The following is a 22,869-nucleotide window of genomic DNA, read 5'->3' as shown; positions in this document are numbered from 1 at the left end:
GGCGAGCGCGGCGTCCCCTCCACCGTGATGTTGAAGGATGAGAGCGGTAGCGGTGCCACCTACACCCTGCCCGGGCCTACGATCAAACGACTCCAAGACGCCGATAAGCCTTGGAACCGGCACGCGTACGAGAGAGTGCCAGTCGAGTTATGGACGAACGGTTGGATGGCCGCCATGCCAGGCGCGGCGCTGGCGTGCTTTCTCGTGTTGCGGTCAGTACCGCCGCCGCGGAGTGGTGCGCCAGACACGGGAAGTTGGTTCTCGCCGGCACTTCTAAGGGACCGCTACGACATGTCAGACGACACGCGCCAGCGGGGAATGCGCTACTTGCAGGACGTAGGCCTAGTTACGCTGCGCAAGGACGCACTAGCGCGAACGTCGGCGGACTTCCAACGCACTCGCAACGCATACTCGCTCCAGTCGTACGTGCTGGCGACCCGGCCAGACGGATTGACGTCGCTGTGAGCCCCTACGCAGGTCAAGGGAAGACGACCGGGGTCCAGGTCCCGCCAGCCAAGAACTGGGCGCCGGTCCTGTCGACGGGATGGCGGGTCGGAGCGTTTGCACTTTCCCAGGTAGGCACCATGACGTTGGCCTCGTCGATCCTCATCGCTACCGGCTTCGGCGAACTTCCTCTGTACCCTGCATGTCAGGCATCGGGGGAGGGCCGGCGCCGCGATCGTCGACGAGCACCTGAGCTTAGCGAAAGATTCCACTGACACGCTGACCAGGGCACTCCCGGAGAAGTCGTGCGCAACAGCGCGGGAGCCAAAGTCGCGTCGGTCTTCGGGAGAGGCCACGGTCGACTATCGTCGGGGGTCGACAAGATCGACTGGGGGAGTTGGAGTGCCAAGAGGACGCGAGGGACACGCACGCGTTGCGGTGCTGACCGTGATTCCCGAAGAGATGGACGCGGTTCTCGACAGGCTGGGTGCAACCGTAGAAGCTGGGCTTACGGGAGCGTTCACGAGCCCCGTTGCGCTTGCGCGACGTGGCTTGGACGCCCTCCCCTTCGTGGTAGCTCGGTGCTACGAACGATCGAATGAGCCAGCCTCACGTAGCGCAACCAACCTTATGGAGGACTGGCGCCCGGAGACGATCATCTTGACCGGGATTGCTGGTGGGATCCGCCGCGTGGTGGGCCCAATCGATGAACGGAGACTCGATGACGGGCCAGATCTTGGTGATGTCGTCGTCGCGGAGATGATTCACTTCGGAGACTACGGCAAGGACGTCCCGGGCGGATTTCTTCCTCGGTGGTTGCCCTTGGTCCATCCTCCGACCACACTCGTCCGTCGTCATACTGAAGCCCTGCGCATCAGCGGCGATTGGGCGAACGGCCTTGCCTCCCATAGACCGGACGGCGGTCATCCCAAACTGGTTACGGGCGAGCTGATCGCGGTAGAGGCTGTTGCGGGCAACCCATATGCAGATAGGCAACAACACCTGCTTGAGTACTTCGACAAAGCTATTGCCGTCGACATGGAGTCAAAGGGTGTAGCGCGAGCTCTACACGACTATGAGTCAGACGTTGGAGTGCACTACCACCCCCGATGGCTGTGTGTGCGCGGCATCAGCGACTTGGTGGTGGGCGGTGACGAAGCGGCTGCACTCCTAGCGGGGGACAACAACGAGCAGCGCGAGATGTGGAAGAACTACGCAGCCATGGCCGCTGCAGAAGTGACGAGGCTGATCGTGGCGCGCCTGGTCGCACAGGATCGTCCCCGACATGAAGAGCAACCGGCGGTGGCCAAGTGGGCCTGAGGCTCCGTCCGGGTGAATGTCGGTGGCCGGTGCGACAGTGAAGGGGTGACGATGCGAAGCACAGACGAGGCAGACGGGCCGAACTTCGAGTACGACGTGCTGCTTGCCCGCTCGTTCGATGAGATCCTCGAGAGGCGAGGCGAACCGATCAGCCTCGAGGACGTGCTTGATTTGGCGCTTCGGAGGGGACGTCTCCTCCTTCAAGCACCCGGTGGAGCCGGGAAGACGGTCACCCTTGAGCGACTTCGGATGGCCGCACAAGCGAGCGGCCTCTTGGTTGGCTACGTACGCCTCGCCGAGATCTCCCCGGCAGCTCTCACGACTTTTGGGTTCGAGACGCTCCTTGATGGTAGCGACCCCCCGCTCCAGCAGGATGCCCTCGCAAGCGGTTTGCCGATCGTCCTGCTGGTCGACGGCCTGAATGAAGTGCCGCGCAATGTAACAACTGCCGCACTTCGAGCCATCGATGAGTTCGCCTCACGCGGTCCTAAGAGCGGCGTCGTGGTGACGGACCGGCTTGTTAGACGCGACGTGGACACGAAACGTTGGCGACTCGCAACGCTTCAAGACGTTTCGCGCACTACTTCAGAGGCTGTCCTTGGCAGACCGCTGACCGAAAGTGACGCTGCGTTGATGTCAAGCCCGGTGTATCTAGAGAGCGCTCGTCAGGCGGGCCATGCGTTCGCGCGCCGGAGCGATGCTCATCGACAATACTTTGAGGGTCAGTTGAGCCTTTCAAACGGAATCGTAGAAAGGCTATCCGCCCACGCTCTCTGGGCATATAGAGAGACCGCAAGTCGATACTTCACGCGTGCATCATTGACGCAATACGTTGATGACGAGATCTTCCTCACCCTGACTGCAGCTGGCGCTCTCATATTTGAGTCTCCTGGTGCCCGAGGAACGAGCGACGGGGACACGCGGATTGCGTATCGCCACCACCTCGTCCATGACTACTTAGCTGCTCGAGGAGCTGCGCACACCAAGGTGCGTTGGGACGCTGAGTTGTTTAATGCACTGACCTTCCAGTCGGCATCGTCAGACATTCTCGTGATGTTGCTAGAGCAGATTCCACCGCCGGGGCGGGACACCTTGGTGCGTCGCGTTTATGACTGGAATCTCTACTCAGCGGCGTACCTCTTATCTGCGTGGGTGTCCGGAGAAGACCTAGTCGCTCCCGCGACCGAGACCCAGGTCTTGGCGCTCCTTGGTGAGCGGAGGTTCGATCGGTTCAAGGCTTCAGCACAGCAGGTAGCCGACGCTCTTCGGCTACATGGCGGGACCTTCGCTCAAGCCCTGCTGGCCGTTGAAACGCCCCAGCAAGCGATCACACTGGCGTCGAGTCAGTTGCCTAGTGATGACGAATTTCAGCGCTGGCTGTCTTTGTATGCGACAACCGAGGAGCCAGCGCCACAAGAACTCTTTTCATTCCTAGAGGACCAGGACGGGGTATACGGCTGGACTGCAGCAAACGTAATACGAAGACTCGGAGTCTCCCGCGAGGACGTCGTCGTCGTTCTGCGCTACGCGCGTAACGAGCTTTCAGCGATTCGATGGCGAGCCTGCCATGTCTTGGGAGTCGTAGGCACGGCGGGGATCGAAGAACTCTTCTCGGCTTTGGTCGATGATCCGGAGATCACGGTCCGATACGGCGCATTGAGAAGTATCGTTGAACAGGCCTTACTTACGTCATCCGTCGACACGCGGCACGAGATTTTCGAGCGCCTCGCTGACCACCACGAGGTCTTAATGCAGAATCCCACACTAAGCAATGAGTTCGCTCGCGTGGTGGAAGTGGTCCAGCCGCCGGCTGGGTGGATTGCTGCGGCGAGCATCGTGATCGAGAAACTGCTGGCAAACGCGCAGGACGCCGATGTGCAGAATCGATGGAGATCGTTGAGTGCACAACTTCGCCTGAATTGGACGTCATTATGACCCGAAAGGACGCGACTATCGACTACGAGCAGTTGGCCCGAAGGGCCTGGGAAGTCAGGTCCAACGCAAGAATCCTGGGGCGAACGGCAGTGGGTTGCGTCGTGTTGGGAGCGTCAGGGAAACTCTACGCGGGTTGCAACATTGAGCACCAGTTCCGTTCGCACGACATCCACGCCGAGACCAACGCCATCAGCACGATGATTTCGTCTGGGGAGCGACGGGCGGTTGTTGTCATGGTGGCGGCGGAGCGAGAGCGCTTCACCCCGTGTGGAGCCTGCATGGACTGGATCTTCGAGTTCGGTGGGCCCGACTGCGAAGTCGCATGGCAGCCGAACCCCGATGGACGGATCGTGATTATGACTGCGCATGAGCTTATGCCGTTCTACCCGAGATGAGGCCGCCTTGATGGTGCCCCACCGCCGCCCGAGGTCATCGCCGGCTCGCGAAGTTTGTGTTGGGTCGAGAGGAAGATCGCTATCAAGAACGCGCGTTCTGAGGCGTCCATGTCGGTCGGCCGCCCCGCGCACTGCTGGTTCACTCTCAAGCGGGCAGGCTAGTCGGGTGTTACTCGGCGCGCGGCCGATCGAAGGACATTCCATCGTCGCTGATTCGACGTTCTGCCGCATCAACACCCCGCTGAGGGGATCTGTCGAGGGGCGGCTTCCAAGTCCTCGAGCTTGATCCGGATCGCCCGTTTGCCGCAGCGGTATGCCGGCAGGGTGCCGGCGGCGATCCAGCGCCGGATCGTCTTGACCGAGACCGACATGCACTCGGCCGCTTCCTCGAGGCTGAGGTAGACCGGGATGGCGCGTCGCTCAGTCATCGGAACGCACCTCCGCCCGGTTGACGGTGGCAGAGGCGAGGAAGCGTCGCGCTTCGGCGACGGTGATGTAAAGCCGGCCGACGCCTTGGAAGCGGGTCCATCGTGGGCCGACGCCGCGCTGACGCCAGTCACGGACGGTGCGTTGCGGTGTGCGAATCAGTTCGCAGAACTCCTCGAACAAGATCAGGTTGTCGTCGTCCCAGTGGTCCGGGATCCCGATGGGTGTCACCATCACTTCGCCTCTCGTTATGGCCGCTGGCGGATTCAGCGACTCTCTCTTTGAGAAGCAACATCGCGCTCGGCAGATCGGACGTCTGTGGCCACTGCTGTCGAAACCGGAGCCTCTCTTGGTGACCTATGTCGTTCAGGTCCTTCCGGCGATCACTCGACGTGAGGAAGTCGGTCAGCGGCCGATCCCGCGCGGCGTCGGCGGGGAGGTCGGGATCAACTGAAGGACCGGCCGCCGCTGAGCGCCCTCCCGCAAGGCCGCAGCCTGCATTGCGGCGGTCGGCGACCGCCGCGACGGCGCGTTCGGTCCGTACCGGTCGATGTCGTCAGCGGCCCTCTGTGCGGCGTGCCCTGGTCCGAGGTCGGCGCGGTCACGGCTGAAGACTTCGACCCATTGGCTGCGGGCGTCGTCGACGGACTCGGCGACCACATGGGCGATGTTGTAGTGACGGCCTCGGGTCATGCCGACGTACGCCGAGGACGCGCCGGTCGTCTCCCCGAGCACGAAGTGGGCGGAGCCGACGGTCTCGCCTTGGGCTCCGTAGGCGGTGGTGGCGAAGGCAAGCTCGACGTGCTTGCGGACGTACTCGGCGGGAAGGACACGTTGGCCGGCGCGGCCGGTGACGAACAGGCTGCCGACCCGGCTGGTCCCCGTGACGGTCCAGGTGTCGCGGTTGGCGACGGCAAGGTCGCGGTCGTTGCGTCGGGTCGCGACCCGGTCACCGAGACCGATCCGCTCACCACGACGGGTGACAAATTCATCAGACCGCCCACCAGACCGCTCACCAGATTGCTCACCAAGAAGCTCGCCGGCACCGTTACGGCCGTCACGGATGGCTGCGTTGAGCGCACTGACCTGGTCGCGGGTGTCGGCGATGATCAGCTGGTCACCGTCATCAGCACCGACACGGGCAGAGTTGACGCTGATGGCGGCCAGGGCTGCCGTGCGTTCGACCTCGCTGGCATGGACGACGATCTGGCCACGCTCAAGCAGTTTCTCGAAGACCTCACCAGACCGCTCACCAGTGCGCACCAGCAGGCTGAGGTCGGCGTACGCGGGATCGCGGAACCGGTGGACCGAGTCGAGCTCGTGGTGCGCTGCGGGTGACACCCAGCGCGCGGCGAGGTCAAGGACGCCGCCGCGACCAACCGCCGGCAGCTGGTGGCGGTCCCCGAGGAGCGCGACGACTGCATGCGCGCGGTCAGCGATCGCGAACAGCGCCCGGGCGGTGTCCTGGTCGAGCATGCCGGCCTCGTCGACGAGGAGTACGTCGCCGGGGAGCAGGCGTGCGCGCGCCTCGGGTGCCGCGTCTGTCTGTGTCCAGTGGCCGTCCTCGTCCCAGCGGTAGCCGTGCTGGTGGACGAGCCATGCCGCAGAGTAGGCGTCGGCGCCGACCTGCTGCTGCGCTGCCTGGGCAGCCTTGAGAGTTGGAGTGACCACCACCAGGCGACGGTCAGCGGTATCTAGTACGTCGCGCGCGGCGGCCAGCGTCGCGGTCTTCCCCGTACCGGCGGCGCCCTCGATCACCAGCAGACCAGCGTCACCGGACAGGGCCGCCACGACGCGTTGCTGCGCCGGGTCGAGGTGGTCTATGCCACGGACCCGGACCGCGTCGGTCCCCGGGTGCGACGCGCGTCGAGCGATGCTGTCGAGCAGTTCGGTTTCGACGGCGAGGACCCGTTCGGAGGTGAGGCTGCGGACGTGCTCCGGTACGTCTCCTCGGTCCAGCAGCGGCACAGACCGTGTCCGGGCACGGTCGGCTATGTCTTCGACCAGTTCGTGACGGACGGGGGGTTCGGCGACGACCCCGACGGAGGCGATCAGTCGTTCGGCCTCGCCGCGGATGTCGGGTGCGTTCCACGCCGACCGCTTGGCGCCGAGCCGGGTGAGCACGATGTCGGCGGCGACGTCGCGGTTCAGTCGGCCGATCTGGAGACCCGGCTCTGTCGCCGGATTGGTCGGTGAGGTGGTCGGTGGGGTGAAGCCGAGGTCGTGCAGTTGGTTGTTCCACGCAGTCACGAGGTCGGCGCCGCTGCGAGGTATGACCTTGTCGGGCCGCGCGTCCGCCCACGCACGTCGGTCCCATGATTGGCGCAGTCGCGGCCCAGGTTCCTGGCCGGGGTGGTCGACGCGCCATACGGCCTCGTAGCGGTCGGCGTTGCGGTTGATCTGCGCGGCGCGCTGGCTAAACCCGCCGACGTAGGGCGCGAGCTGACGCATCTCGCCGTCCCCGTCGAGGGTGTAGCCCCGCGCGGCAAGCGCAGCCCGGAACTCGGGGTCGCACATCAAGGCTGCATGGCCAATCCCGTTGAGCGCCTCGATGCTGTCCACGACACCGACCGAGTGCAGACCACGCCAGGCCCCGCGCGCGAAGACGCGTGCGTTGATCTGCACATGTAGGTGGCGATGCGGGTCACCAGCCCGCGAGGTGTGATGGCGCACGACGGCCCCCTCGAGCCTCTCCACCGGGACCTGCACCTGACGGCCACGTGGCCCGACCCGGGTGGTGGCGTGCTCGGCCACCCACCCGATCACCTCACCCGCCGCCCGATCCATCGCCGCGTCGTACGCGGTCGCGATGTCGGGGTGGAGTGCGGCGGCGAGCGACCAGGACTTCGGCCCGTTCACCACGACCTCGACGAACCGCAACGCACGGGCGTCGTCACGCAACCGGCCCTTTGCTGCGCCGGTTAGCGCGTCGTAGCCGGCGACCCACCGCTCGTAGGCGTCGCCATCCAGCGTCCCCCCGTGCTGAACTGCGGAAACGCCGCGTCCCCCCGCGTCTCGGGGACTCGTCGCGACGTATCGCTCGGCCACCCCGGTGCCGTCGGCCAAGTAGTAATCGTCGACTCGCGAGCGATCGGCCTCCACGTACGAGCGCGCGGCGGCCGCCGACCCCCGGTAGAACTTCACGCCACCGTGCATCACCCTCGTCACCGCCCGTCAGCACTCGTCATCTAGCCTTGAAATGACGCTCGGCCCGCCCCGAGGGGCGGACCGATCTGCGGACCTTCGTAGCATGCGTGCCGCTGAGTTTGAAGCCGTTGAAGCGGCTACGGACAGTCAGGTTCGGAAGCTCGTCGCGTCTCGTCACAGTTCGTCACCTGGAGCGATGGTGCGGATCGTGCGGTGCAGGTGCGATGACCTCGAAGGCCGCTGGTTGGAACAGCTCCGAAGCTACGCGGCCAGTTGATGGGCCAAGTTCGCCACTTGTCTCAACAGAAGGTCTGGTGGCTGGCTGAGGTCCAGGGTGTGGCAGTGAATGACAACGTCCGCGCCGACAATTGCGTGAGCAACCGCGTGTTCATTTCCTTCTGCGTAGACCAGGTGTCCCTGAGATAGCCCGAGCACGGTGCAGTAGGCCAACAGTTGGTAGAGATCAGCCTGCGGGAACCCCGCCGGCTTCTCGGCCTTGTACTTCGCGTCGACCACCACGCGGCGCCCATCGAGACCAGCCCACAGGAAGTCAGGCCTCATCACTACATGGCTCGCCTCGTCGAGGAACATGCGGTGTTGCAGCGAGGATGATCCGTACGACGCCATCGCTTCGCGAAGCGCAACGCAGACGAAGTCCTCGTAGATGCGCCACATATCGAAGACGAACCCACTCACGTGCAGGTCCCCCTCGCGTTGCTCGAACGAGTCCCCATCGAGGATCAGTTCAGCGAGGTTGAGCGGCGCTTGATACCGGGCGTTGAGACGAGAAGGGATCCAGGTGGGCATCTTTTCGCCGCGCCGAAGCTCGGTCACGCTGGACAGCTGTAGCCGCAGCCGCAGGAGGCTTTGGCGCGTGCGCGTCGTCAGCGCAGGCATGCGCAGAAGACGGTTGGCTGCCGCGAGCAGAATCTGGTTCTCGGCGATGTCGACCGTGAAGTCGTCGTAGGTCACCTCGAGTGGAAGCCCGATTCCGTACCGGCGCGCGATCTGGTCGCGCACCCGTATCCGTCCACGCAGGACGGGCAGAGCCTCGTCGACGGTCTGGTAGCCCTGCAGGAGGCCCTGCTCGGTCGCCTTGGACGCCAGCCGGGTGAAGGCATGGGCGAGCGCCTCAGGCAGGTCGGACTCGGCGTCCAGCAGCACGGTGTGGTCGCGCCAGAAGGACGGCTTTGCGGCGTAGCCCATGAGGAAGAGAAGTCGATCCATCGCGATCTTGGGCCGGATGGTGACCTGAAGGTCGTCCACGCGAGCCACGCCCACCCTGTTACCCGCCGCCACCAACCAGGTGTCCGACCCAGGGTCTTGTGTGACGATTGCCAGTTCCGCATTAGCTAGAGCTCGCGCCTCACCGTCGCTGAGTGCGTATGGCTGAGGTGGGGCGTTCTCAGTGAGCGTCAGACAACGCATCAGATACGTCCCCGGTGTCGGCTGCCGCGACATCTGCTTGCGCAACTGCCGCCTGCACAGCAGCTAGGCCATACCTAGCGGCCACCTGCTTGCCGTCAAGCTCTCCGAAGTGGTGCTCCTCGAGGAGCGGCAGGATCGACGTACGCCACGTGCGCTCCAAGCCGTTGCCCTCGTGAACGGCCTTCCTCATGAAGTAGGAGGGACCGATCTTGAAGTCTGAATCCTCAATCCTACGATTGAGCTCGTCGTGCAAGTCCGCCACATGGCTGGGTAGGTTCTGCTCCTTCATCCAGGAGCGAAGGATCCCGTTTGTCGGGTCCTCCGACGGATGCAGCGGTAGGAAGGCGAAGCGGCGTCGCATGGCTGCGTCGACCAACGCGATGGACCGGTCGGCGGTGTTCATCGTCCCAATGATGAAGACGTTTTCGGGGAGGTTGAACTCCTCATCGGCATAGAGGAGCTCAACATTGTCCTTGCGGTACTCGAGCAGGAAGTAGAGCTCACCGAAGACCTTGGCGAGGTTGCCGCGGTTGATCTCGTCGATGATCAGGACATGGGCGTCACGCGGGTTCTCCCGTGCCTGGGAAACTACTTTGCGCAGCGGTCCAGGCTTCAGTTTGAACCCACCCTCCTCCGTGGGTCGATAACCCTCAAAGAAGTCCTCGTAGGAGTACGCCGGGTGGAACTGCACGAGCCTCACGTTCTCCCCCGCGACGTGCTTGGCGATCGCCTGCGCAAGATACGTCTTCCCGGTCCCGGGTGGGCCGTAGAAGATCAGCTGGGGCCGATCGTTGAGGAGATCGATGCACTCCTGGAGCCAGGCCTGGCTGACGTGCAGTTCCGCCGAAAGGTCGGGAGTTGCGGGATTGAGCACAACTTTCTCGACGCGCGGAGGTGGAACCTGCTCGATTTCGGTGTCCAGCAGACCTTCGATGGTGTCGCGCTGCTGAGTCAGGTCGACCACATCCCGCTGCACCTTCAGCTTGGCAGCCAGTTCGGGAGGAAGGTCTGCGTAGGCGATGCCGTCGCTGTCTACCCAATCGACATCTCGCACGAGGTTCGAATCCCCTCCTGACGACTGCTGGTAGCGCGTCTCGCCGGCGAGCGTGCCGACATAGAGGCGCCCTTGGTCGACGGTGACGACGAGGTCGCCATCCTGCATCCGCGTGAGGAAAGCGTGGAACTCATCTAGCTTCTCGCCCTTCACGTCGTAAGAAGCGTGCGCGTAGTCCTCGTCCACGATCGGCTTCAGATCGTCCCGCGAGATGCCACCGTCGACGGCGCGTAGGTTGGTCGCCGCGAGCGACACCCTGCCCCCGTCGAGCCAGCCAGGTACAAGGTCCTTTCCGTTGATGCTGTTGCCGCGGACCAGCCAAGCCCGGCGCGGGACAGTGGGAAGAAGGCCGAGAAGGTCCATCTCCTCTCGGAGGTCCTCGGCGGTGACTCGGCGGCGTACGTCCGGCAACCCGCGGTCGTCGAACTCAACCCCCTCGGCCTCAAGGGCAGCCCGCCATTCCGGGCGGTACGGAGGCTGCCCGGCCGGAACCACGCGGTGGTGACCGTCGAGGCCGACGGTCTCATTGTGGACGTACTCGCCGACGCTAGGGGCGTTGGCACCCACGACGGCTGCGATGTCACCGTAGGTGATCCATTGGCCCTCACCGATGAGTTTCACTGCGGAGTCGATAAGCGGGTACCTGGCGGTCTTGAAGCGACCCTCAGTAGCTCGCTTCGCCGCCTGCATCTCGCGATATGCCGCACTGGAGATCCTGGAGAGGTCTGTTGTGGCAGGCGTCGTGTCGAGCACGCGTCGACCGGCGTCGGTGATAGTCCAGCCGTCCTCGGTCTTGTCGATCCACCCAGCCGCCCGCATGTCGGTCGAGCCAAACGTGATCGCAGGCTCATACCGAGGCTGCCCGCCCTTAGTTCTCTGGAGCTCCGCTTCGTTGAGCTCGAGCCTGGCTGCGATCTCGTCGATCACTTCACGACGTCTTCGAGGATCGTGGTCGCGCAGAACCTCAAGCGCGGTGCGTTGCAGCAGCCCGTAACGGACCTGTCCGGCACCGTTGTCGGACTCAATACTGGGCACGCCCTTTTCAACGGCCTGTACGAACTCCTCTGCATGGTTCGCAACCTGGAAGAACGAGATCGACGACCCCATCTCGTAGCGCGCGCTCTGCGAGAATGCCTCGCGCGGAGCATCGATGACCAGCCATTCGACAGGTCGGCGATGACGGTGAAGAGCGGCTTCGGCGCGGAACTCGTAGTCACCCGTAACGCGCCCGATGTTGTAAACCGGCTGTTGCTTGCTCGGAGCGACGACCAGATCGCCGATGGCCACGTCGAAGGCGAAACGCCTGAGGTAGCCCGCCAGCCCCGGGATCGCTCCGGTCTTGGCGCTGGGGTACGCCGCAGTCACGGCCTCTTTCATTCGAACCTGGTCATCTCCGAGATGTCGCAAGTCACCCAGCTCGTCCCAGCCAAGGGAAACGAAACCACCGTCTACCAGCTGCGACGCCGGGATCTTGTCATTGTGGATACCCCAGACGATGGTCATCAGACGTCCCCGTCCGATTCGTAGTAGTCGAGCCGATGCGCTGCCGCCGACACGAGGCTGCTGTGAAGCTTGAACCTCGCGGAATCATCGATCGCTAGCCGCTCGAAGCTCAGATCGAGCCTGCCCCTGCGGTGCAGCGCGTAGAACGTCGGACTGGCATGGCGTCCGGACAGCAGTTCAGCCAGCGCCCGCTCGGGGTCGTCAGCCCGGGCAACTGCAAGGTAGTCAGACGCCGCAATCTTGGTCTCCGCCGTAATTCGAGCGGCCAGATCGTACGCCGCTTGCGCCAGTGGAGTGACCCTCCGAGCCGGAGGCTGCACATCGCGGCCAAGGTAGGTGTACTGGCCGTTCCCGTTGAACCTCACGAGACCTTCGTCGCGGTGGCGCTGAAGAATCTGGCGAATAGTCGCCTGGACGGTTGTGTTGGCCGGATACATCGCTTGAAGGCGATCCTCTGCGTTGGCATAGAAATGGGTCAATGAGAAGTCTTGGCCAGGGCGGTAGAGGCGCTTGAGTTCGTCCGCCACGGCTCGCTTCCATGTCAACGCGACCATCGTTCCTCATTCCTCATCGACTGGTGAGGAGTATGCCGCTCCTGACGTGATCGCCTCAGCCATCTGGTCATGGCCCTCCAGAATCAATCGTTCGTCCGATAGCGTTCAGGCTTCGCTACGGGAGCTCCCTAGGAGAAATCGAGCTCTGGTCCGTCGGCAGCGATGCTTTTGACATGGGCGGCTGAGCTGGTTCCTGAGTGCTCGTCCGTCGGATGCGTCCACAATGCCATGCGCGAAGCCGTCCAAAGCGGCCCGCCTCCGGGAAGCGGTGCGATGTCGCACCGCGCATCCGCCTCCAACTCCCGCACGGTCATCTGCTCAAAGATGTTCGGATCGTCGGGCCAGTTGCGGTAGCAACGCAACTGCATCGGCCGTCTAGGACCACGAAACCCGGGCGCCATCGGCCCACTCGGCGGGGCGAAGCGGCGACATGCCCCTCACTATGGTGCCGCAGACCTGACAGGTGCATCGTAGACAAGTGGTCAGATCGCAACGGCCGCCGTATCGACGTCCGCAGCGCAGCTCAGGATCTACCACGCGAGAGGACGTCGATCCGGGATCAGTCGCCCAGCGTCTCCGAGATGCAAGGGTCGCTGGGTTCTTGGGCGCGTCCGAGCCGGTCGCCTCCACCGATGAGCTGAGCGTCCTCATCGCACGGACGGCTCAGCTCTACAGCGACGGGATCACTGTCTCGACGCGCCAGACCTACGCGCGGCGGTGGAAGCTCTTCACCGCGTGGTGCGTCAGCAAGAGTCTGTGCCCCCTTCCTGCGGATCCGGAGACGGTGATGTTGTACCTCGCCGATGCCGCGGGAGAGAGATCCGATGGTGCCGCCCTGGCGACGCTTCGGGGGTGGGTGGCCGCCATCAACCGTCTGCACGTTGAGGCCGGGTACGCACCGCCCGGTGATGATCCGGCGATGGCGATGTTCCTCCGCACCCTGCGGCGGGTGGCTCCGCCTCGATCGCCGAGCGAACAGGTCACGGCGCTTCGCATCGGGTTCCTCCGCGAGGTGTGCCGGAGGCTCGACGACTGTCCGGCCGACCCTGTTGAGCTTCGCGACAGGGTCGTGCTCTGCCTTCACCGCGCCGGGCTGAGTGACGGCGCCATCGCGCGACTTCGTTGGGAGGACGTGGTGCTGTCGACGCGTCGGGTGGTCATCAGGGTTGAGTCTGCACGTGCCGGCCACTCCGGACACTCCGTTCGCATCGGCGCTCATCGCAACCGCTCGCTGTGCGCAGTCTCCGCATTCCAACAATGGCGTGACGTATCGGGGGCCACCGCTGAGTGGGTGGTAACCCCCGTCGACAGGCATGGCGCACGTGAGGACCGGCCGTGGAGGGCGAAGCCGGTCTTCAGCATCCGGAGGTCCCGTCGCGAGTCGCTCGGCGGTGACGTCGACCACCGCATAGCCCTGCTGGGTGGGGTCCCGTCCGAGGTGCTCAGGGATAAGGGACTGCTGCTTCTGGGCTTCGCCGGTGCCTTTCGGAGACCGGATCTGTGTCAGTTGCGCTGGAGCGACATCACGTTCAAGGAGCGTGGCGCAATAGTCCGCCTGCGTAGGTCCAAGACAGACCCCGAGGGTCACGGTGTCGACGTGGGCATCCCGAACGGAACCTCGGACCTGACGTGTCCCGTGACGGCGCTCCGTCGATGGCGCGAGCGCGTCGGGCTCCAACTGGGAGCCGACGCTGTGCCTGATCTGCCCTGCTTCACCCGCGTGGGCCGCGCGGGTCGGATCGGCATTGAACCCCTCTCGACCTCGAGCGTCACGAGCATCGTGCGCCGTCGCATGACTGAGGCCGGCATCGACGGCAGATGGGGTGGCAGGTCGCTGCGACGCGGCTTCATCTCGACGGCTGCTGATTTGGGCGTACCGCTGGAGGACATCGCACGGCAGAGCCGACACGCCACGCTGGACAGCCTGGTCCTCTACATCTCCACCGACGATCCCCTCAGGAACAATCCAGTCTCACAGTTGGGGATCTGATGAGCCGCGACCTGACGCTCGCAGGTGCCATCCCGCAGCGCCGGCGGCTAGAGGCGGAGAGGGAGGCCGCACGATTTGCGACCTTCTGCTCCGCCTTCGGTCTCGACGAGGGAGTCGAGGCCGTCTCGCTCTACCTCGCCGCTCAGGCGGACGTTGAGACAGGGCAGGCGACGCGGCGGCGCCTGCACTACCTCGACCTCGTCCGACGCATCAGCGGACAACCGCCGTGGTCCACGAGCCCTGATGTGCGAGCACTGCTCCATGGCCTCCACCGCGCGCGCCCGATCGGACCCCAAGCGCCCGATCACGTCGACCCGCTCTACGTCGAACTCGTCCACGCTCTGGTCGACGCGACCTTCCTGTCGTCCGTTCACCAACGCAGGGCCGCGGCCGCGATCATCCTGCACGCGTCCACAGGCCTACCCGCTGCGGTGCTGACGCGATTGACGTGGGATCAGGTGCGCCTGACGAGGAGACAGGTCGTGGTCACTGTCAGTCAACGGGTTGGCCGAGGAGCTCCGGCACAGCGATTTTGGACGCTCCAGGCCCTGCCCGACGACCCTGCGTGTCCGGTGGCCAGTCTGCTGCTCCTACGTGGAGGGCGGTACGTACTCGTTGACAAGCCGGCCCTGTGGGACGAGGCCAGGTTGCGCGGATCCCTCGACCCCTACCTCCGCAACAGCGATACCGAGGGCGCTGTCGGCTTGGCGCTCCTCGAGGTCAGCCAGGGTTCACAGTCTCAAGTCCGGGACCGTGCTCTCCTCACGCTGGGGTACGCCGCGGCATTACGCACGCACGAGGCGACTCACCTCCGCCGGCGCGACGTGAGCGTGAGGGAGGGCGGCCTGACGCTCCAAGTGGCCGGCCGTCGTTCGGAGGTGACCGTCCCGTCCGTCGCGAACCCTCGATACGACCCGGTCCGGGCATGGCTGGCGTGGGTCGCCCTCATGGACGCGCAGGGGCTGTCCGCCCTAGAGGCACCCGCCTTCCCCACGTGCAACTACTCCGTGATCGAGGCAAGGGCACTGGCCGCGCAAGGTTTGAACCGAGTCATCCACACCCGATGTGCCGAGGCGGGGCTCCGTGGCCGTTTCGCCTGGACATCGCTAAGGATCGGGATGATGCGCATGTCAACGACGGTCGAAAACTGACCCCTTTCCGACGGTTGAAAATTGACCCCCTCAGTTTCTAGTTCTCTTCGTTGACGGCCGCGGGGACGCGGCCGAGCTCTCGGTTCTTCAGCCGGTAGGAGTCGCCCTTCAAGGCGATGACCTCGGCGTGGTGGACGAGCCGGTCGATCATCGCGGCGGCGACGGTGTCGTCGCCGAAGACCTCGCCCCAGCGGGCGAAGTTCTTGTTGGACGTGACGATGAGGCTGGCGCGTTCGTAGCGCGATGAGACGAGCTGGAAGAACAGGTTGGCGGCCTCGGGTTCGAACGGGATGTAGCCGACCTCGTCGATGACCAGCACCGGGTAGCGGACCAGCCGGCGGAGCTCGTCTTGCAGCCGGCCCGCGTGGTGGGCTTCGGCGAGCCGATCGACCCACTGGCTGGCGGTGGCGAACTGGACGCGGTGCCCTGCCTGGCAGGCCCGGATCGCCAGCCCGGTGGCCAAGTGGGTCTTCCCGGTGCCGGGCGGGCCGAGGAGCACGACGTTCTCCTTGCCAGCAACGAAGTCCAAGGTGCCCAGGTGCGCGATCGTCTCCCGCTTCAGGCCACGGGCGTGGTCGTAGTCGAAGTCTTCCAGACTCTTGCGGGCCGGGAACCGGGCTGCGCGGATCCGTCCCTCCCCACCATGGGACTCCCGCGCTGACACCTCGCGTTGCAGGCACGCGGCCAGGAACTCCTCATGGGTCCAGGACTCCTCGCGCGCCCGCTCGGCCAGCCGGGCGACCGATTCGCGCAGCGTGGGTGCCTTCAACGCCCGCGTCAGGAACTCCAGCTCGCTCGTGACATCGCGGCCGGTCCTCGGTGCCGACTTCGTCCGGGTGGCCATTACGACACCTCCTCGTCGACCAGCTCATCGACGAGGCCGAGTGCTAGGTCGTAGCACCCGAGTGAGCGGATCTCGACCTCCTCGCCGGTCGCAGCGTCGGCGACTGGCCGCAGGAGGTCGGCTCGGCCGTGGCGCAGGTGTTTGGCGGCGACGGTGTGCTCGAACTCGGTGATGGTCTGGTGCCGTGCCCACACCCGGGCGTGGTCGGCCACGACCGCGCCCTCGCAGGTCACCCACACCCGGTCCAGGTCGGCGTGGACCTCGATCCGGCGCCCGACCACGGCGGGGTGGACGGAGTAGTCGTTCGAGTCGACGCGGACGTAGTGGTCACGCGGAAGCCGCAGCGTCTTGCGCCAGCCGACCTCGGGCGGGACCGGTGGCAGGGGCAACATCGCGGCCCGGTCGGCTTCGACCCGGTCACCGGGCGTGCAGCCCAGGACCCGCATCCGACGGGCGTTGGCCTTGGCGAAGAACCCGGCCAGCTGGACGTTGAAGTCCGCTGGCGACGCGAAACGCCGTCCGGGCAGGAAGGACCTCTCGAGGTAGTCATGCAGCCGCTCGAGCATCCCCTTGGCTTCAGGGTCGGCGGGCTTGCAGATGTACACACTCGCCCCCAGGACACCGCGGAAACCCTGGCAGTGACCGGTCAGCTCGGGTCGTCGTGCGCGCCACCGGCCGACGGCTCCTTCGCCGTCCCACACCAGCGTCTTCGGGACACCCTGCAGCTGGGTCGACAGCAGGTGCCACCAGCCCGCGTACAGATCCTCGGCTTCGCGCGAGGGGATCAAGATGCCACCGGACCAGCGCGAGTAACCGGTCACGCACGTCATCACCGGCAGCCGCTTCGCGGTCCGGGTCTGCCCGTAGCCGACCGGGAGCTCGATGTCGGGAAACCAGAAGTCGAACTGCGCCAGCTCACCGGCCTCATAGGTGGTCCGCGACGCAGGATCGGGCGGCAGATAGGCCGGACGCAGCTCGGCCACCCGCTGCTTGAACACCGTCATCCCACGGTCCCAGCCGACCCGCTCCGCGATCACCGTGGCCGGCATCGTCGGCACCGCCTGAAGCTGCTCACGGATCCGCGGCTCGAACACATCGACCGCGGACCCCACTGGCTTCCGCACGTACCTCGGTGGCCCGTCAACCGCCAGCGCCGCACGGACCGTGTTGCGCGAGACGCCCAACGTCCTGGCGATCATCTTGATCGGCAACCCCTCGGCCCGGTGCAACCTGCGGATCTCTGCCCAGTCCTCCACTGACAACACTCCCGTCCTCCTGCCTCACCGCTGGTGAGGTCAGGGTCTCGGAGGGGGGTCAGTTTTCGACCGGCGATAGGGGGTCAGTTTTCAGGCGTCGCCGACAGCGCACCGCGCTCCGGGCAGATGCGGCTGAGTGGATGGTGGCACGACAAGCCGACCTCGTCAGCCTCGGCTCGGTCGCTCGTCACGAGCGACGCGAGAACTTGTTGCGTCGCAACGTGGCGGGACTTCTCGGACTATGAGTGTTGAAAGACGGTTGCGTGGCATGGTCTGCGTCAAGGCACACAGCCAGATGGCTGACCGCGCGCGCTGGGCCGCCGCTGAGTCCCGGACCAGCGCGCGGACGATTACTGGGTCCTCCCGAGAAGGGTTGTGACGTGAGTCCGTACGAACCCTGGGCCAGCAGCCCCGAGTCCCGCAACGTCATGAAGGGAAACAGGTCCCGCGACACGAAGCCGGAGTTGGCCGTTCGTCGTCGTTTGCATGCGCTCGGACTTCGATATCGAGTTTCCTATCGACCGGTCCCAGACCTGCGCCGTACGGCGGACGTCGCATTTCCCCGCCAGCGCATCGCCGTGTTCATCGACGGCTGCTACTGGCACGTGTGTCCCGAGCACGGAACCAGGGCAGCACAGAATGCCGACTACTGGTCTGCGAAGCTGGCTAGGAACGTGGCACGAGACGCGGACACCAATGCCCAGCTCCGTAGAGCCGGCTGGACCGTTGCGCGCTATTGGGAGCACGAGGACCCCGACGCCGTGGCCGCGAAGATCCACGATCTGGTGATGCAGTCAGTCAGTTGATGTCACGGCGGGAAGCCCGCGATAGGTATCCGGGCGCAGTTGTGCGGTTCGGCCGAGTGGGCCCAGGAGCCGATAGAAGCCCGAGTCCCGACTGCCGTAGCGATATAGACGCAGCAGCCGGTAGTCCGGACCGATCTCATTAGAGGCCGCGAGCTCGTTCTCGGTGAGGTAGAACGGGACTTCCTTCCCATACCTTGTGGTCTTGACCTCGAGGTAGACGGGCGCCTCCGTGAGCTCGTGGAACGACCGAATGTCGTACCCCAGGCCATCCCCGTCCGTTATGGCGACGTGGCGCACCTCGTTCGCAAGATCCTCGCGGCCTCCGGCCTGAAGCCGTGCCTTCTCCGCTCGCATCACGCTCAGTTCACCCGCGAGTCCCAGAGCCCGGTTCGCCGACTCGACAGCGGCGAAGTCGATGCCCAGCGACCCGGATCTGTCCGACGGGCGTCCAGGCCAGTCCGCCGCGGGCGGATCCACCTGGCCTCCGAGCTCAGCGAGCGCGACGTCCGGGTCTTCGACTGCTCTCAGCATGAAGGCGCGCAGTTCAGTGTCTGCGTGGAAGCCGTCGGTGACTAGCTCTCGCAGTCGAGACTGGACATTGCGCAACGGCTTGAAGCCTGGGATCCACACCGCTCCCAGCTCGTCGAGCACTGCCGAGATGTTGCTGAACTTGTACTCGATTGCTGCTGGTGAGCGCTGCACCACGCGCTCTGCGTCGCGCCGGAACTCGGCCTTCGTGTACGACTCGCCTGCCAGCTCCAGCGTGAGCATCTGGAAGTAGACGTCGACAGTCTTCTTGATCTCCTCATCGCTCCACGGACTAGTCGCCACGACATAAGGATGTCGCTTCGCGGGTCGCGTGTCCTGGCAACCAACCAGGCGTCCAACGATTGTGCACTCCCAGTCGGCGCGCGGCCCCGCAAACCGCCGTCAGAGCTGCTAAGCTCACGAACATGCGTTCGAGCAGCCCTGCCTTCACCTTCGTCGACCTCTTCGCTGGTGTTGGAGGGTTCCATGCGGCGATGAGGTCCATGGGTGGCGAGTGCGTCTACGCCGTAGAGATCGACAAGCGGGCAGCGAAGGTATACGAGGCCAACTGGGGGCACCCCGCTCTAGGAGACATCACTGCTGACGCAGACGACGACCTGGGCATCATGAACGTACCGCCGCACGACGTCCTTTGCGCCGGCTTCCCTTGCCAGCCGTTCTCTAAGTCAGGTGCCCAGCGCGGCATGGACGAGACGCGCGGAACTCTCTTCTTCAACATCGCGTCGATCATCAAGGCACACCGCCCCAAGATCGTGCTGCTCGAGAACGTGCGGAACCTCATCGGCCCACGCCACCAGCACGAGTATGACGTGATCATCGAGACCCTTCGCGAGCTCGGCTACCACGTGTCTGACAGTCCGGCAGTCTTTTCACCCCACCTGCTGCCTCCCGCTCTGGGTGGCACCCCTCAGGTGAGAGAGCGAGTGTTCATCACTGCCACGCACGCGCCGACCGCCGTGCCGGAAGACGTCGAGCACGGGGGACCAGCACCGGTTGCGACGATGGCCGACCGATTCGGCGACTTCGATCCGAAGCGCGACTGGCGAGTCGAGGAGATGCTGGACGACTCACACAATGTCCCCGGTTGCACGTTGTCGGACTCCGAGAGTCATTGGATCAGAGCCTGGGACGAGCTCGTGCAGATCATGCGTCCTCTGATGAACGACCGTCCGCTCCCCGGATTCCCGATTTGGGCCGACTCGTGGCTCGACTTCCGCGAGATGAAGGCCATCGACTGGGACGCAAAGACCATTGAGGTCCCACGCACCGTGACGGTCCCAAATGTGGATCCGGCCCTCCCGGCCTGGAAGCAGAGCCACCTCCGGAAGAACTACGACTTCTTCGCGCGCCACTTCGAGGTCCTGATCCCCTGGGCGCACTACTGGAAGGTCTACACGCACGCCTTCCCTGCTTCACGCCGCAAGTTGGAGTGGCAGGCGCAGGACGCCAAGACGTTGTGGGAGACCGTGATGCACTTTCGACCCTCGGGGATCCGCGCCAAGAGGGCCAACTACCTCCCGGCCCTGGTCGCTATCAACCAGACGTCGATCGTTGGGAGCCGCGAGCGACGAGTGTCACCCCGAGAGACGGCGCGACTGCAGGGCTTGCCCGACACGTTCGTCTTTCCGGACCAGCCTGCGTCGGCCACCTACCGTCAGATGGGCAACGGCGTGAACGTAGGGGCCGTGTGGCACGTGTTCAAGCGGCACGTCCGTCGCGATCTCGAGCTCCTGCGCGGAGACGCCGTGGGCAGGTCGATCTGCAAGGCAGTCGAGGAGTCTCCCAACCGCCCGAACGAGGTCCTTGCCCGACACCGGCCCGCGCGCGCGTAACCGAGGTTGAAACTCGGACCGCTTAGGTGCCGACGAAGTGCTGGACCGCCTCTTGGACGGCCAGTAGCCCGCGTTTGGTGACGGTGCCTCCGTGAGACTCGTAATCGGCGTTCCAGGATTGGCCGGACGCCTCCACGATGTGACGCGCGATCTCCGGCTTGGTGAGCCGCGCCGCAAGTCCAAGTCCGAGCGTGTCGTTGATCAGGTCGAAGATCGCGCGCGGCTCGGTGCTGCCCGTGGACATCTTCGGAGGTTCCACTCCGAGCTGTAGGGCGATGTCCCAGACGATGTCGGCCTTGGTGGTCACAGTTCAGACGCTCTCATGACAGCCCGTAGCAATGCGGTCGTCTCGGATATCCATGGACTGTCATTGTCCTTAAACGTTGCTCCGCGGCCGAGGAGTTCGAGCAGTCGGAGGCGATCGATGACCATGACCACCGTGGCCAACTGTCTCCAGTCAGGCCCGGCGGCCCGGATTGTCCCCGGGATGACTAGCAAACTGAGTGGGTCGACGTCCATCGCGAGCCAGCTTGCCCATAGCCGAAGGTCTATGTCGGTGGTCTTGGTGAAGGTCTCTCCCTGGATCGTGCATTGTGCGAGCGCGATCGGGAACCCTGGTCGACGATCGGAGAACTGCCGCCAGGCGACGACGTCGACGCCGCCGTCCTTTCGACGCGGCGGGCGGTATCCCCGTCCGGGCTCGACGCCGATTCGTTGGGCGAGCCAGCCCACGGCTTGGTCGAATGACTCGGGACGGCCATGCTTCGACGGATGCCCGAACGAGATCGCGCTTCCGCCCTCGCCCCAGAAGTTTGCCAGAGCGGCCTCACTGATCTCCTCAAGGAGCTCGCCCATCACTGCGGTGTCGGACGCCCGGACCGTCTGACGCGCGACCGAGCCAGGCGTGAGGTGGAGCAGCGCCGCATAGTGGGCGGCGTGCCCGCCGTCGCGTCGCAACACCGCTAGGTCGCTGACGACGAACGGGTAGGAGCGGCCGAGCACGGTCGCCCGCTTAGCCATCGTGTCGAGCGCCATCGCGACCTTCGTCGAAGGGGCGCCGATCTCGGTCTGCGCCAGGTCGTCCAGCCTGTCTCGTCCAAAGTGGCCTGAAGGGCTGACGAGCACACTCGTCTCAATCCAGTCTGCGATCGCTTCGGTAGTTGAGACCTCCAAGTCGGTCATTGGCTAGAGGTCGGTCTCTGCGGTGACGTCATCGAGCGTCGACCGGATGCTTCCGACGAGCGACTCGATGTCGTCCACGAGGTTCTGGACCTCAGCGTCGATCGCGAACTCCGCAACGTCGCCGCTGGCCGCGCTGAGCGAGTTCTTCGCTGCGTTGAGCTTCAATGTCAGTGCCTTCAGTGGGTCGAGGCCCTTCTCTTGGATCCTTTGCTTGGCCTCCTCGAGGGTCTTGCCCTCGCGTAGTGCCTCTAGCCCGATGTCAGAGGCGACGACGTTGCCCAGCTGTGACATCTGCCGCGAGTCCGAGATCAAGGACTCGTGCTCCTCGTCGCCGAAGACCCACTGGATGACCTCCTTGAGCTCGTCGACTCGGTCGGCGGGCACGGGATCCTGGCCGATCACCGTCTGCGAGCCCAGCGGTGCGCCCACGTGGCTGCGGATCTTCGTACTACCCATGGCCACGGTGAGTAGCGAGAAGGCGCTCTCGACTTGCGAGGTCTCAAGACCGAGGTTCGCAGCCTGTGTCAGCACGGCCTGGTCGCGGTACAGATCGGCGGCCTTGCTCTTGGGAATGCCGATCAGGTCGGCGACTTCCTGGAGTGATCGTCCCTCGGCCACGCGAGCGGCGATGTACCTAGCCTGCATGAAGGGACGCCACTGAAGCTTGCCGACGACGTGAACTCGTGCGATCTCGGCATGCGTCGTCTCCCGGGTTTGGTGCACGACGATCGGGACTGCCATCTCCGGGAAGATGGAGCAGTTGGCGGCTAGCTTCTCCCATCGGTCGGGTGTCGCGAAGCCTGCGCGAACGTCCGGATAGGCCAGTCCGATCAGCGCGGTGAGCCGTCGGTTGCCCTCTACGACGATCCACGCGTTCGCCTCGTCGGGGCTGGGGATCACGATGAGGGGCTCTGCGTTGAAGAAGCCCAGTTCGGCGATGGACTGCGCGACGGGATAGGCCTCGAATCCCATCTCGAGCAGAGTCGCAAGCTCAGCGGTGTCCTTGGTGCGATGCGTCTCGGGTATGCGCGGGTTCTCGGGATCCAGACGAAG

19 protein-coding genes are annotated in these 22,869 nt (G+C 64.8%); 7 read left to right on the top strand and 12 right to left on the bottom strand.

Going from position 1 to position 22,869, the window contains the following annotated elements:
* Nucleotides 1–882 precede the first annotated feature (882 nt).
* Genes ACNKF0_RS00160 through ACNKF0_RS00150 form a run of 3 tightly spaced genes read left to right on the top strand, consistent with a single transcriptional unit; the run spans nucleotide 883 to nucleotide 4,094 of the window.
* Nucleotides 883–1,764, top strand: a complete 882-nt coding sequence (locus tag ACNKF0_RS00160; protein ID WP_416954977.1) for a hypothetical protein — start codon at nucleotides 883–885, stop codon at nucleotides 1,762–1,764.
* Nucleotides 1,765–1,809: 45 nt separating this feature from the next.
* Nucleotides 1,810–3,699, top strand: coding sequence for a hypothetical protein (locus ACNKF0_RS00155; protein WP_416954976.1), 1,890 nt, complete (start codon nucleotides 1,810–1,812; stop codon nucleotides 3,697–3,699).
* On the top strand, nucleotides 3,651–4,094 hold the full coding sequence (locus ACNKF0_RS00150) for a cytidine deaminase family protein (RefSeq protein WP_416954975.1): 444 nt from the start codon (nucleotides 3,651–3,653) through the stop codon (nucleotides 4,092–4,094). Before ACNKF0_RS00155 ends, ACNKF0_RS00150 begins: the two co-directional genes overlap by 49 nt.
* A gap of 230 nt (nucleotides 4,095–4,324) precedes the next feature.
* Here ACNKF0_RS00150 and ACNKF0_RS00145 read toward each other — a convergent pair whose 3' ends face one another.
* The 6 genes from ACNKF0_RS00145 to ACNKF0_RS00120 all read right to left on the bottom strand — a co-directional run bounded on the left by ACNKF0_RS00145 (nucleotide 4,325) and on the right by ACNKF0_RS00120 (nucleotide 12,179).
* Nucleotides 4,325–4,522: a helix-turn-helix domain-containing protein gene (locus ACNKF0_RS00145; RefSeq protein ID WP_416954974.1), complete on the bottom strand. Its 198-nt coding sequence runs from the start codon at nucleotides 4,520–4,522 to the stop codon at nucleotides 4,325–4,327.
* Nucleotides 4,515–4,754: a hypothetical protein gene (locus tag ACNKF0_RS00140; protein WP_416954973.1), complete on the bottom strand. Its 240-nt coding sequence runs from the start codon at nucleotides 4,752–4,754 to the stop codon at nucleotides 4,515–4,517. Before ACNKF0_RS00140 ends, ACNKF0_RS00145 begins: the two co-directional genes overlap by 8 nt.
* Before the next feature lie 171 nt (nucleotides 4,755–4,925).
* The gene (gene mobF / locus ACNKF0_RS00135) at nucleotides 4,926–7,676 is read right to left on the bottom strand and encodes a MobF family relaxase (RefSeq protein ID WP_416954972.1); all 2,751 of its coding nucleotides are present in this window, start codon (nucleotides 7,674–7,676) and stop codon (nucleotides 4,926–4,928) included.
* Between the two features lie 252 nt (nucleotides 7,677–7,928).
* The gene (locus ACNKF0_RS00130) at nucleotides 7,929–8,933 is read right to left on the bottom strand and encodes an McrC family protein (protein WP_416954971.1); all 1,005 of its coding nucleotides are present in this window, start codon (nucleotides 8,931–8,933) and stop codon (nucleotides 7,929–7,931) included.
* Nucleotides 8,934–9,072: 139 nt separating this feature from the next.
* A complete protein-coding gene (locus ACNKF0_RS00125) occupies nucleotides 9,073–11,652 on the bottom strand; it encodes an AAA family ATPase (protein ID WP_416954970.1) in 2,580 nt (859 codons plus the stop codon).
* Nucleotides 11,652–12,179 carry a hypothetical protein gene (locus tag ACNKF0_RS00120; protein ID WP_416954969.1) on the bottom strand — a complete coding sequence of 176 codons (528 nt, stop codon included), beginning with the start codon at nucleotides 12,177–12,179 and terminating at the stop codon, nucleotides 11,652–11,654. The genes ACNKF0_RS00125 and ACNKF0_RS00120 overlap by 1 nt, the downstream gene beginning before the upstream one ends.
* A 628-nt stretch (nucleotides 12,180–12,807) precedes the next feature.
* On the opposite strand from ACNKF0_RS00120, the gene ACNKF0_RS00115 reads away from it, so the two are divergent.
* The gene (locus tag ACNKF0_RS00115) at nucleotides 12,808–14,196 is read left to right on the top strand and encodes a tyrosine-type recombinase/integrase (RefSeq protein ID WP_416954968.1); all 1,389 of its coding nucleotides are present in this window, start codon (nucleotides 12,808–12,810) and stop codon (nucleotides 14,194–14,196) included.
* Nucleotides 14,196–15,347 carry a hypothetical protein gene (locus ACNKF0_RS00110; RefSeq protein ID WP_416954967.1) on the top strand — a complete coding sequence of 384 codons (1,152 nt, stop codon included), beginning with the start codon at nucleotides 14,196–14,198 and terminating at the stop codon, nucleotides 15,345–15,347. The genes ACNKF0_RS00115 and ACNKF0_RS00110 overlap by 1 nt, the downstream gene beginning before the upstream one ends.
* Nucleotides 15,348–15,384: 37 nt before the next feature.
* Here the strand turns inward: ACNKF0_RS00110 and istB are convergent, their stop codons facing one another.
* The gene (gene istB / locus ACNKF0_RS00105) at nucleotides 15,385–16,191 is read right to left on the bottom strand and encodes an IS21-like element helper ATPase IstB (RefSeq protein WP_416954367.1); all 807 of its coding nucleotides are present in this window, start codon (nucleotides 16,189–16,191) and stop codon (nucleotides 15,385–15,387) included.
* On the bottom strand, nucleotides 16,191–17,456 hold the full coding sequence (gene istA / locus ACNKF0_RS00100) for an IS21 family transposase (RefSeq protein ID WP_416954368.1): 1,266 nt from the start codon (nucleotides 17,454–17,456) through the stop codon (nucleotides 16,191–16,193). The genes istB and istA overlap by 1 nt, the downstream gene beginning before the upstream one ends.
* A gap of 371 nt (nucleotides 17,457–17,827) precedes the next feature.
* Between istA and ACNKF0_RS00095 the strand changes: the two genes are divergently transcribed.
* Nucleotides 17,828–18,253 carry a very short patch repair endonuclease gene (locus ACNKF0_RS00095; protein WP_416954966.1) on the top strand — a complete coding sequence of 142 codons (426 nt, stop codon included), beginning with the start codon at nucleotides 17,828–17,830 and terminating at the stop codon, nucleotides 18,251–18,253.
* Here ACNKF0_RS00095 and ACNKF0_RS00090 read toward each other — a convergent pair.
* Nucleotides 18,242–19,084 (bottom strand): DUF3883 domain-containing protein, encoded by an 843-nt coding sequence (locus tag ACNKF0_RS00090; protein WP_416954965.1) that lies wholly within the window; start codon nucleotides 19,082–19,084, stop codon nucleotides 18,242–18,244. The genes ACNKF0_RS00095 and ACNKF0_RS00090 overlap by 12 nt on opposite strands.
* 122 nt (nucleotides 19,085–19,206) lie before the next feature.
* Here ACNKF0_RS00090 and ACNKF0_RS00085 point away from each other — a divergent pair, with 122 nt between their 5' ends.
* On the top strand, nucleotides 19,207–20,634 hold the full coding sequence (locus ACNKF0_RS00085) for a DNA cytosine methyltransferase (RefSeq protein WP_416954964.1): 1,428 nt from the start codon (nucleotides 19,207–19,209) through the stop codon (nucleotides 20,632–20,634).
* Nucleotides 20,635–20,656: 22 nt separating this feature from the next.
* Here ACNKF0_RS00085 and ACNKF0_RS00080 read toward each other — a convergent pair whose 3' ends face one another.
* From ACNKF0_RS00080 to ACNKF0_RS00070, 3 genes are read right to left on the bottom strand one after another with little or no spacing between them, the layout of a single operon-like run.
* Nucleotides 20,657–20,941: a hypothetical protein gene (locus tag ACNKF0_RS00080; RefSeq protein WP_416954963.1), complete on the bottom strand. Its 285-nt coding sequence runs from the start codon at nucleotides 20,939–20,941 to the stop codon at nucleotides 20,657–20,659.
* Nucleotides 20,938–21,816 (bottom strand): hypothetical protein, encoded by an 879-nt coding sequence (locus ACNKF0_RS00075; RefSeq protein ID WP_416954962.1) that lies wholly within the window; start codon nucleotides 21,814–21,816, stop codon nucleotides 20,938–20,940. Before ACNKF0_RS00075 ends, ACNKF0_RS00080 begins: the two co-directional genes overlap by 4 nt.
* Nucleotides 21,817–21,819: 3 nt before the next feature.
* Nucleotides 21,820–22,788, bottom strand: a complete 969-nt coding sequence (locus ACNKF0_RS00070) for a hypothetical protein (RefSeq protein WP_416954961.1) — start codon at nucleotides 22,786–22,788, stop codon at nucleotides 21,820–21,822.
* Nucleotides 22,789–22,869 lie beyond the last annotated feature (81 nt).

Origin of the sequence: Nocardioides sp. T5 (genome assembly GCF_048161455.1) — a bacterium.
GTDB lineage: Bacteria > Actinomycetota > Actinomycetes > Propionibacteriales > Nocardioidaceae > Nocardioides.
Note: the sequence above shows the minus strand (reverse complement) of the source record. Positions and strands in the feature narration are given on the sequence as shown.